The organism is Flavobacteriales bacterium (assembly GCA_019694795.1).
Taxonomy (GTDB): Bacteria; Bacteroidota; Bacteroidia; order Flavobacteriales_D; family UBA2798; genus UBA2798.
The window spans coordinates 160685-168602 of the sequence record JAIBBF010000002.1 but is presented as its reverse complement, the minus strand read 5'-3'; the positions used below and the strand labels follow the sequence as shown (position 1 = coordinate 168602).

The following is a 7918-nucleotide window of genomic DNA, read 5'->3' as shown; positions in this document are numbered from 1 at the left end:
GGCGAAAATGATGATGGGGACAATAAAATAAATCGGACGAAATACTTTTTCAGGATATTGTTTCCTTCGGGGTTTCTCCTGTTCGTCTAAGATTTCCGACATGTTATTTAATTAAATCTGTATTCATTTTTACACCTTCTCTTCCAATGAGAATCGGATCATTATTTATTCTGCCTGCTTCAGGAGCGTTTTCGAGTTTAAGGACACCGCGCGGACAAACACTGGAGCAAATTCCGCAACCCACACAAGAAGCGCGAACGATATTTTGTCCCCTTTGCGCATACCAGCGCACATCAATTCCCATTTCACAACTGGCACTGCAATTACCACAAGAAATGCATTGTCCGCCATTGGTAGTAATTCTAAACCGCGATTTAAACCGCTGGATGATTCCCATGTAGGCAGCGAGCGGACAACCAAACCTGCACCATACACGATTTCCCATTAGGGGATAAAAACCCGTACCAACTACACCGGAAAAAATAGAACCAATTAAAAATCCATAAATCATTTTTATAAAACCACTGCTTATGCCCATCACCTCATCTTTTCCGCTATACCAGGCTACCACAACAAGAAGCGTCATAACACTCACAAACACCAGCACCGAATAAATCATCCAGCGTTCAATTTTCCATGCCTTTTGCGATTTATCACTCAGGTGACGAAAAGGATCACCCGCGGTTTCTGCGAGTCCGCCACAACCACAAATCCAACTGCAATACCAGCGTTTGCCGTAAAAATAAGTGAACAAGGGAACACCGATTAAAAACAATGCTATTCCCCACCAGAATAAAGTAATTCCAATACCACCGAAGGCATACATCTGATCGATACGGGCGCCATCGAAATAATTATAGTGGAGCGGCCAGATATGTTTTACATCTACGGCAGGTTGATTTAATGCAGATAGAATTTCGGGAATGATAAATGCAAAACACAATTGAAAAAACATCACCGAAACTGTACGGAAAGTTTGATAGCGATTTCCCTTCCATTTGATCAGCATGCGTATTCCCATTACCAGCATGGCCATGCAATACATCCATCCGTATAAAAACCATTGGTCCGCCTCACCTTTATCCGTAAACCAATGTCGCAAAGGATCGGCAAGCAACATCCAGGGCGACAAATAAGCGGGGAAAAAATAAAGAATGATGTAGAATAAAATCAATCCGCTGCCCAACACAATTCCCGCAACACCACGATTACTGAGCGAAGAAAACCACACCGCGCGTCGACGATATTCATTGGCGGGACCCGTCACTAAAAAATAAAGAATTCCACCCAACAACATACCCAAAAAGCAAAAGGTAGAAACATATACAGCATGATCGGCCAACCAACCCGACGAAGAATGTTTGGTAATCATTACCAATTGATCATCTTTAATTACTTCATCCCAATTACCTGCTGCGATAAGTGGTTCATTGTATTTTTTTATGATGGCAGAATAATCGGAAATAAATCCAAATGAAGAATGGTACTCCACATTGACCATCGGTTCCAGTTGCGGTCGTAAAATTTCGTAATAGGATTTGCCGGAAGCCGTGTACATCACACTAAACCGTTCGGCAATCACCTGATCGCTTAAACGGTAAGATGACAAAAAGAGACTGCTTAAAAACAGCAATAGCGCTGCAAAAAAGACGGTGAGAGATATGTTCCTTATCGCCCTCATCTCCACTGAAAAATTCGTTTAAAATCTCTTTTCTTCAAGCGCAGGTTTTTTCCGCTTTCGCGATTATACAAATCCAGCACTTCCTGTTCGAAAGGCAAAGCAAATTCCTGGTCGAAATTAAGATCGCATAAATGGGTCAATACGTCCTCCACACTCTTGTTCTCATTGAGCCAGCGATCGCATACTTCGTGACGCAAACGAATTCCCAATGCGCTGACCCCTTCGAAACGAAGTGTGGAATCATCGTAATAAATACGAATGCAACGACGTTGAGCGTGATTTTCCCAAAAAACGGATTTCAGTTTATCGCTTAACACCGTTTCTCTGCTGTAAACCTGAAACTCGATATCGAAGAGTTTGGATGAATTAAAATAATTGGAAGGGCGATACACCGATGGGCTTCCCGAAATAATTTCGGCCAGCGTTTCGCCATGCATTCTTCCGGTGTACCAATTTTGCTCAATGGCTAAACGTCCCGGTAATGCAGGAGAAAATTCTGCGCAATCGCCAATGGCATAAATATTTTTTACGGATGTGCGAAATGAAGCATCAATTAAAATGCCTTTGTTGCATTGAATGCCACTCTCCGCTAAAAATCCGATTCTGGGTTTTACACCAATGCAAATTCCGGCAAAGTCGCAATCAATTTCTTCACCACTTGTGGTGATAACTGCTCTCACATTTCCTTCTTCATCGCCTTTAAATTCTTTTACCTCCACACCCATTTTAAGGTTCACCCCATGATCGGCCACCAGGTGTTGTTCAATCATGCTTGATTCATGATCCGGTAAAACGCGATTCCAAAATTGAAACTCGCGAACGAGGTAGGTTACCTGAATATTTTTACTGCGGAACATCTCCGCCAATTCAACACCAATTAGTCCCCCCCCAATAACCACCGCTTTGCGGATGGAATCGGATTGCTGAGTGATCATTTGTAAATCATCGAGTGTTACAAATCCGTGTATAGCACCAAAATGTTCGCCGTGCCAATGCACCGATTCGCGTTCAGATCCGGAAGCAATCACCAGGTCATCGTAGACCATGGAACTACCGTCGTCGAAATGCAACAGCGAAGTGGAGGGATCGATGCGCTGGACAAACGCGCGCTTGCGTTCAATTTTATTTTTTTCCCAGAAATCGTCGCCATAAGGTTTCAGTTGCTCCTCACGTAATTGTCCCATGTACACATACATCATAGCGGGACGCGAAAAGAAATAGTCGGACTCCGATGAAATAAGTGTAATGCGATGATTGCTTCGTTTACGCAATGCACGTGCAAAGGAAGTCCCGGAAATTCCATTACCAATAACTACTACGTGGCGTTGCGACATAGGCCTAAAATAAGGAAAATGTTGAAGCAAGTAAAAAGTCGGGCCGAAGTATTTTGCTTATTTTGCACATTCATGTTTCGACCGGCACTTTATATTCTCTTGCTAATACTCAGCTCCTGCTCCATCCGAAGCGGAAAAATCATTTTAAGAGCCGTAAACCACACCGAGCAAGCTTCCCCTGAACAGCTGGATGTCATTTCTGAAGATCTCCTGGTAAAAACAGAAATCAGAAAGAGCGATTCCATTGCTGAACCAACAGAAATAATTTCCCCTGTTCCATTGTCATCACCTGTAGAGGTGCAGTATGTTGACGAATTAAAGGAAGAACAAAACACCATCAGAAAGGTGGTAACCGAAAAATCGATTCGTCGCAAAGGTGCATTTTCTATTGCCGCAGGAGTGGCCGCTGTTGGATTAACCGCCGTTGGAATGACCATGGCCTTTGCCGGTGCTCCATTGGTAATTTTGTGGTTTCTGGGCGGATTATTACTCGCATTTTTAGGTCTGCGACTCTCCGTTTCCGCCAAACGCGACATTTCCACCCTTACAGATCGATCTACACTAAAATGGCTCGAAAAACCGGCAACGGTAGGATTTATTATCAATGTAGGAGTGCTGATTTTATTCGGACTCCTGTTTTTAATTGTGGGAGTAAATCTGCTGTAATTAACGCAAACGTTCGAGCGATTTTACCAACTTCTCATCTGCTTTAATTGCACGATTGGCCAAAAACAAAAATGCGATGGCTGCAACGGGCAAATAAAATCCTACGCCGTAAGAAATAATGGCTGCACTTCCGTTCGGTAATTTTTCCATGGCTGCATCGGCAGAGAAAAACAAAGTAACAACCAGCACCAGGTGAAGCAAATAGTTTAAGCGTCCCATTTTCAATTGCGCGGGACGATTTTTAAAAAGGAAAATAGTTGCCAGGGTATACACCGCCAACAATCCGATAATAATCGCAAATGGAATATCCACGATATTCTTTCCATCCACTTCCAAACCTTTGAACGAAAAAATATATTCGCTGGTAACCACATCGATTTTCGCAAATGAAAAAGCGTACATTAAAAAAACACAAATGGAGGCCAGCAAAAGGTAGATGGTCTGAATGCGCTGTAACATGATTGATTTGTTTTAGTCTTTTAATTTTTCCAGTTCGGCCTTTACAAAATCGGCCAGTTCGCGAACATAATTACGCGAGAAATTAAATTCAATTCCGGCGGCAGCATAAATTTCGGGAATGGATTTGGTGTAACCGAGCGACAATGCATTGATGTATTGCTGAACAGCTTGTTCCGGATTTTTTTTGTAATTCCTCCAAATGGCAATAGCACCTAATTGAGCCATTCCGTATTCGATGTAGTAGAATGGAACTTCATAGATGTGCAATTGTTTTTGCCATGCACTTTTTTGCGCAAAATGAAATTCGGTCCAGTCCACCGTTTTCGTAGAAAATTCTTCCTGACAACCCAGCCACGCCTGCGCACGTTCATCACGCGTATGCGTGTGGTGGGTGTACAACCAATGCTGAAATTTATCTACCGTAGCAATCCACGGTAAAATGCTTAGAATTTTTTCGAGCTGATCACGCTTGGCACGTTTCAATTCCGAAGCGTCGGAATAAAATTCATCCCATGCATCCATGCTTAGTAATTCCATGCTCATGGAAGCAAGTTCTGCCACCTCACTGGGTAATCCTTTAAATGCGGTTAATTCCAGATCGCGGGTAAGAAATGAATGAATGGCATGTCCACCTTCGTGAACCATGGTCACTAAATCACGCTGCGTGCCTACTGCATTCATAAAAATGAAGGGGACACCAATTTCATACAAAGGATAATTGTATCCACCCGGGGCTTTTCCATCTTTCGATTCCAGATCGAGATGTCCCATTTGATTCATAATGGAAATGCACTCGCCGAAATACGGTTTAATGCGATGGAATGCTTTAATGGTAAGTTCCACCAATTGTTTTCCGTTTTCGAAAGGATGCAAGGCCGGTTTTCCGGAAATATCCACTTCCGTATCCCAGGGCATCAATCGTTCCAGATTCATTTTCCGTTTGCGTTCTTCCATAAATCCTTTGGTAATGGGAAGAATTTCGCTTTGGATGGACGAATGAAAATTTTCGCAATCGCTTACGTTGTAGTCGAACCGTCCGAGCGATGCAAACATATAATCGCGGTAATTGGAGAATCCCGCATTTAAGGCCACCGTGTGACGAAGACCTAATAGTTTATCGAACAGTTCATCCAATGCAGGAGTATCCTGTTCGCGACGCTCCGTCATTAAACGGAACACCTTTTCGCGCTCTTCACGATTGGTGCTCTTTAAGAAGGTCGCCGCTTTGGGCATGGTGATGGTTTTCCCATCGTAGTCCACACTCTGCGCACCGGTAATGGCTCCGTATTTTTGCGATTCGTTTTGAATTTCTGCAATGATGGGAACGTTCACTTCACGGAACAATTGCAATTCCTGTTCGATGGACCGAAGATAAATGAAGTACTTTTCCTTATTGAGCAATCTCACCAATGGCGATTCCATCAACTTGCGGTTCAGCTTATCGTGATAAGGCGCAATCTGAGGTTCAATTTCACTGACAAAATACGTGTACAATTCCACCGCTTTCTCATCCTTGGTGTTGATGGTCATGCGGATGTACCTCCAAGCCCCTTCTTCTTCCACTACCGCTTCCAGCTCTGAACGATCCTGCAGCCATTTTTCCAAATCGGCCACCTGATTCAATTCACGGTCGGTGAGTGATTGAAAATAAGGCAGGAGTTTTTCCCAGGAATCAATAGCCATATCCTGCGTAAGAAAATTACGCTGCGGACGTTGGGGTAATTCCGGATGCAAAGGCATTATGCTCCGCGTTTAACGGTAGTAGTGCGTACGCTGGTTTTCGCTTTGGATTCCGCTTTTGCTTTTGGAGCCGCAGTTTTCTTTTTCGGTTCCTTTTTATCGGCAGCAGCTTTGGCCGGTGCTTTTTTCGCTTTCGCTTCTTTTGCCGGTTTTTCCTCTTCGGCAACCGCATCTTTCGCCGCCGCTTTTTTCTTCGGCTTCGCTTCCGCTGCTTTGCTTTCGGCTTCAGCCTTGGCTGTTTCCTCTACAATTTTTGCTAAAGTACCTGAACCTTGCAGCAGGTTGTACCATGCAAATAATTTTTTCAGATCGCTGTTGTAAACACGTTCTTTATCGTAATTCGGCAGAACAGCTACGAAATAATTATGCATTGCATTCGCATCTTCCTTCGCATCGATACATGCGCCACCGTTTTCTTTGTCCCAAATTTTCTGGATCACTTCACCCAGCGGAACGTCTTCGTCGGTTGTGAAAATACTAATATCACTCAGCGCTGAAATTTTGTTAGCCGAGAATGCAGGAAAACGCTTTCCATCGTGAATACCTTCCACGATTAAGGTGTTTTTTCCCTGAGAAACAACCCTGTAAAGTCCGGGTTTACCTGAAATTGAAATGATGCCTGTTAAATTCATCCCTACTAGCTTTTAATGTGTAGAAGGCCAAAAATAATGATTTCGGGACTAAATGCCTCAACAGGTTTTCAATACCTGTTAATAACTTTAAACCCGGCAGAGGGGGGCAATGGAATCACTTCCTCACCCCGGTGCTCTTCTTTTTCTTCCAGAATGGTTTTTTACCCGATTTATTTTTATTGGGTTTAGGCTGTGGTTTTCGCTGTGAGGATGGCGCAACGGAAAGGGGTGCGCTGCGGTCCACAAACATTTCGAAGGGGTGTCCGCCCACCACCTGAATGGGTTTCTGAATTAATTTTTCTATCCGGTTCAGGTATTCCACTTCTTCGGCATCGCAAAATGAAATTGCTTCGCCCTCGTTACCGGCCCGACCAGTACGACCGATACGGTGGACATAAGTCTCCGGTTCATTGGGAATATCGTAATTGATGACGTGCGACAAACGGTCCACATCAATTCCGCGCGATGCAATATCGGTTGCCACCAGCACTTGCACAGAACGGTCTTTAAAGCCATTTAAGGCATTTTGACGCGCATTCTGAGATTTGTTACCATGGATGGCCACCGCTTTAATTCCGCCTTTATTTAATGCCTTTTCAACCTTGTTTGCACCGTGTTTTGTGCGGGTAAAAATGAGGGTGTGATCGATGTCTTTGTCCTGAAGCAAATGCATCAGTAATTTGGGTTTACTTTCTTTCATTACGAAGTAAACCGATTGCTGAACAGTTTGTGCGGGAGTGGAAACCGGTGTGGTGGAAATGGTTTGTGGTTGTTTCAGAATGGAATCGGCCAGTTTTTTAATTTCTTTTTCTGCGGTAGCACTAAAAAACAAGGTTTGTTTTTGAGCCGGAAGCATGGGTAGAATTCTGCGGATATCGGCAATGAAACCCATATCCAACATGCGATCGGCTTCGTCGAGCACAAAAATTTCGACTTTATTTAATTTTATAAATCCTTGCTGAATTAAATCGAGTAATCGTCCGGGTGTTGCAATTAACACATCTACCCCATTGCGCAATTTATCGGTTTGAGGTTTTTGTGAAACACCACCGAAAATCACTGCTGTGCGGATAGGTAAATATTTACCGTAATCGATAAAGTTTTCGTGAATCTGAAGAGCAAGTTCGCGCGTGGGTGCAAGTATCAGCGAGCGGATGGCTCGTTTGCCTGATAGCATTTCTTTGTTCGCAGCCAGTTTTTGCAGAATGGGAAGTGCGAAGGCAGCGGTTTTTCCGGTTCCGGTTTGGGCCATACCGAAAATGTCTTTGCCCTGGAAAATAACGGGAATGGATTGTTGTTGAATGGGTGTTGGTTGAGAATACTTCTTATCCTCGAGCGCGCGAAGCAATTCATTGCTCAGCGACAATTGTTGAAATGTCATTTTAAAATCATTGGTTAAACGTGAT

The 7918-nt window shown here is 43.6% G+C and carries 7 protein-coding genes; 1 reads left to right on the top strand and 6 read right to left on the bottom strand.

Annotated features, from left to right (window positions below; translation table 11 throughout):
* Positions 1 to 103 precede the first annotated feature (103 nt).
* Both K1X56_02135 and K1X56_02130 read right to left on the bottom strand, forming a co-directional pair.
* Positions 104 to 1681, bottom strand: coding sequence for a 4Fe-4S binding protein (locus K1X56_02135; protein ID MBX7093491.1), 1578 nt, complete (start codon positions 1679 to 1681; stop codon positions 104 to 106).
* Positions 1678 to 3015, bottom strand: coding sequence for an NAD(P)/FAD-dependent oxidoreductase (locus tag K1X56_02130; protein MBX7093490.1), 1338 nt, complete (start codon positions 3013 to 3015; stop codon positions 1678 to 1680). The genes K1X56_02135 and K1X56_02130 overlap by 4 nt, the downstream gene beginning before the upstream one ends.
* Before the next feature lie 72 nt (positions 3016 to 3087).
* On the opposite strand from K1X56_02130, the gene K1X56_02125 reads away from it, so the two are divergent.
* The gene (locus K1X56_02125; protein MBX7093489.1) at positions 3088 to 3681 is read left to right on the top strand and encodes a hypothetical protein; all 594 of its coding nucleotides are present in this window, start codon (positions 3088 to 3090) and stop codon (positions 3679 to 3681) included.
* Here the strand turns inward: K1X56_02125 and K1X56_02120 are convergent, their stop codons facing one another.
* The 4 genes from K1X56_02120 to K1X56_02105 form a co-directional block, all read right to left on the bottom strand.
* A complete protein-coding gene (locus tag K1X56_02120; protein ID MBX7093488.1) occupies positions 3682 to 4140 on the bottom strand; it encodes a DUF4293 domain-containing protein in 459 nt (152 codons plus the stop codon).
* Between the two features lie 12 nt (positions 4141 to 4152).
* Positions 4153 to 5880: a M3 family oligoendopeptidase gene (locus K1X56_02115; protein MBX7093487.1), complete on the bottom strand. Its 1728-nt coding sequence runs from the start codon at positions 5878 to 5880 to the stop codon at positions 4153 to 4155.
* The gene (locus K1X56_02110; GenBank protein MBX7093486.1) at positions 5880 to 6512 is read right to left on the bottom strand and encodes a DUF5606 domain-containing protein; all 633 of its coding nucleotides are present in this window, start codon (positions 6510 to 6512) and stop codon (positions 5880 to 5882) included. Before K1X56_02110 ends, K1X56_02115 begins: the two co-directional genes overlap by 1 nt.
* Before the next feature lie 115 nt (positions 6513 to 6627).
* Complete coding sequence (locus K1X56_02105) at positions 6628 to 7893, bottom strand: DEAD/DEAH box helicase (GenBank protein MBX7093485.1); 1266 nt, start codon at positions 7891 to 7893, stop codon at positions 6628 to 6630.
* Positions 7894 to 7918: the final 25 nt, after the last annotated feature.

Excerpts from the sequence above, each read along its gene's own strand:
- K1X56_02115 (MBX7093487.1), bottom strand. The coding sequence starts at position 5,880 with ATGCCTTTGCATCCGGAATTACCCCAACGTCCGCAGCGTAATTTTCTT.
- K1X56_02105 (MBX7093485.1), bottom strand. The coding sequence starts at position 7,893 with ATGACATTTCAACAATTGTCGCTGAGCAATGAATTGCTTCGCGCGCTC.
- K1X56_02120 (MBX7093488.1), bottom strand. The coding sequence starts at position 4,140 with ATGTTACAGCGCATTCAGACCATCTACCTTTTGCTGGCCTCCATTTGT.
- K1X56_02110 (MBX7093486.1), bottom strand. The coding sequence starts at position 6,512 with ATGAATTTAACAGGCATCATTTCAATTTCAGGTAAACCCGGACTTTAC.
- K1X56_02125 (MBX7093489.1), top strand. The coding sequence starts at position 3,088 with ATGTTTCGACCGGCACTTTATATTCTCTTGCTAATACTCAGCTCCTGC.
- K1X56_02135 (MBX7093491.1), bottom strand. The coding sequence starts at position 1,681 with ATGAGGGCGATAAGGAACATATCTCTCACCGTCTTTTTTGCAGCGCTA.
- K1X56_02130 (MBX7093490.1), bottom strand. The coding sequence starts at position 3,015 with ATGTCGCAACGCCACGTAGTAGTTATTGGTAATGGAATTTCCGGGACT.